This window comes from Gluconobacter sphaericus NBRC 12467 (assembly GCF_006539125.1).
Taxonomy (GTDB): Bacteria; Pseudomonadota; Alphaproteobacteria; order Acetobacterales; family Acetobacteraceae; genus Gluconobacter; species Gluconobacter sphaericus.
On the sequence record NZ_BJMK01000064.1, the window covers coordinates 1 to 2500 of the forward strand.

General features: G+C 55.3%; 1 tRNA gene and 2 rRNA genes (1 of these 3 cut by a window edge). All 3 read right to left on the reverse strand.

What is annotated here, in order from left to right:
- Position 1: 1 nt before the first annotated feature.
- A tRNA-Met gene (locus tag GSP01_RS14270) sits at positions 2-78 on the reverse strand.
- A gap of 53 nt (positions 79-131) precedes the next feature.
- Positions 132-246 (reverse strand): 5S ribosomal RNA (gene rrf, locus GSP01_RS14275).
- An 83-nt stretch (positions 247-329) separates the two neighbouring features.
- A 23S ribosomal RNA gene (locus tag GSP01_RS14280) occupies positions 330-2500 on the reverse strand (it continues 565 nt past the right edge of the window).

A 2500-nucleotide genomic window follows, 5' to 3' on the forward strand; every position in this document is an offset into this window, starting at 1 on the left:
TTGGTTGCGGGGGCAGGATTTGAACCTGCGGCCTTCAGGTTATGAGCCTGACGAGCTACCGGGCTGCTCCACCCCGCGGTGGTGTATGATGATGTTGGGAGGTTTTGTGGTGTGTATGGGTAGGCTGGGGGACCTGGCGGCGACCGACTTTTCCGCACCTTAAGGTGCAGTATCATAGGCGCTGAGGGATTTCACGGCCGAGTTCGGGATGGGATCGGGTGTAGGGCCCTCGCAATGGCCACCAGGTCTTCCAGCCCACCCTGTCTTTTAAGAGAGGGTGGAGATTGGTGCGCTGTGAAGGAAGTGTGGCTGATTTCTGTGCATGTGTTTGTGTGAGAAGTATGAGCGATTAGGACCGGTTAGCTGCATGCATTACTGCACTTTCACACCCGGCCTATCAACGTGATGGTCTCTCACGGCTCTATGAGACCTAGTTTTGAGGTGGGTTTCCCGCTTAGATGCTTTCAGCGGTTATCCCGTCCATACTTAGCTACCCGGCTGTGCCACTGGCGTGACAACCGGTGCACCAGAGGTATGTTCATCCCGGTCCTCTCGTACTAGGGACAAATCCTCTCAAGTCTCTTACACCCACGGCAGATAGGGACCGAACTGTCTCACGACGTTCTAAACCCAGCTCACGTACCACTTTAATCGGCGAACAGCCGAACCCTTGGGACCTGCTCCAGCCCCAGGATGTGATGAGCCGACATCGAGGTGCCAAACCTCCCCGTCGATGTGGACTCTTGGGGGAGATCAGCCTGTTATCCCTAGAGTACCTTTTATCCGTTGAGCGATGGCCCGTCCACGTGGGACCACCGGATCACTATGGCCGACTTTCGTCTCTGATCGAGCTGTCACTCTCACAGTCAGGCGGGCTTATGCCATTGCACTCGACAGCCGGTTTCCGACCGGCCTGAGCCCACCATCGCGCGCCTCCGTTACACTTTGGGAGGCGACCGCCCCAGTCAAACTGCCCACCATGCAGGGTCCCGGACCAGGCTTACTGGTCTCGGTTAGACATCAGAAAAATTCAGGGTCGTATTTCAAGGATGGCTCCACCGGTGCTGGCGCCCCGGCTTCAAAGCCTCCGACCTATCCTACACAGAATGTCTCTGATGCCACTGCAAAGCTGCAGTAAAGGTTCATAGGGTCTTTCCGTCTGACCGCGGGTACCCCGCATCTTCACGGGGAATTCAATTTCGCTGAGTCGATGCTGGAGACAGTGGGGAAGTCGTTACGCCATTCGTGCAGGTCGGAACTTACCCGACAAGGAATTTCGCTACCTTAGGACCGTTATAGTTACGGCCGCCGTTTACCGGGGCTTCAATTCAGTGCTTGCACACCTCCTCTTAACCTTCCGGCACCGGGCAGGCGTCAGGCCCTATACGTCATCTCACGATTTCGCAGAGCCCTGTGTTTTTACTAAACAGTCGCTACCCCCTGGTCTGTGCCACCCGTCCATGGTTGCCCACGAGCGGGTCTCGTTTATCCCGAAGTTACACGAGCAATTTGCCTAGTTCCTTCAGCATCGTTCTCTCAAGCGCCTTGGTATTCTCTACCAGTCCACCTGTGTCGGTTTCGGGTACGGTCTATACGCCAGAGCTATTTCCTGGAATGATTGAAAAGCCTGTTCAATCCGTTAAGGACAGACAACATCTCTCATTCGTCACTTCTGGCAGGCCCAGTAATATTCAACTGGTTCCCATCGACTACGGCTCTCGCCCTCGCCTTAGGGGCCGGCTCACCCTGCGTGGATTAACCTTGCGCAGGAACCCTTGGACTTTCGGCGACAGTGTTTCTCGCACTGTTTGTCGCTACTCATGTCAGCATTCGCACTTCCGATATCTCCAGAGAGGGTCACCCCGTCTCCTTCGCAGACTTACGGAACGCTCCGCTACCGCGCATTCAAAGAATGCACCCACAGCTTCGGCACGTGGCTTGAGCCCCGTTACATTTTCGGCGCAGGGTTTCTAATAGACCAGTGAGCTATTACGCTTTCTTTAAAGGATGGCTGCTTCTAAGCCAACCTCCTGGTTGTTTTGGAATCCCCACATCCTTTCCCACTTAGCCACGATTTAGGGGCCTTAGCTGGTGGTCTGGGCTGTTTCCCTCTCGACAATGGACCTTAGCACCCACTGTCTGTCTGCCGGGCTATACTCCTGGGTATTCGGAGTTTGGTTAGGTTTGGTAAGGCTTTGGGCCCCCCTAGCCCATCCAGTGCTCTACCCCCCAGGGTAAACACCCGACGATCTACCTCAATAGATTTCGCGGAGAACCAGCTATCTCCGAGTTTGATTGGCCTTTCACCCCTAGCCACAGCTCATCCCCGACTTTTTCAACAGGCGTGGGTTCGGCCCTCCAGTGCGTGTTACCGCACCTTCAGCCTGGCCATGGCTAGATCACTCGGTTTCGGGTCTTCTGCCAGCAACTCATTCGCCCTATTCAGACTCGCTTTCGCTACGCCTACACCTAACGGCTTAAGCTCGCTGCAAACAGAAAC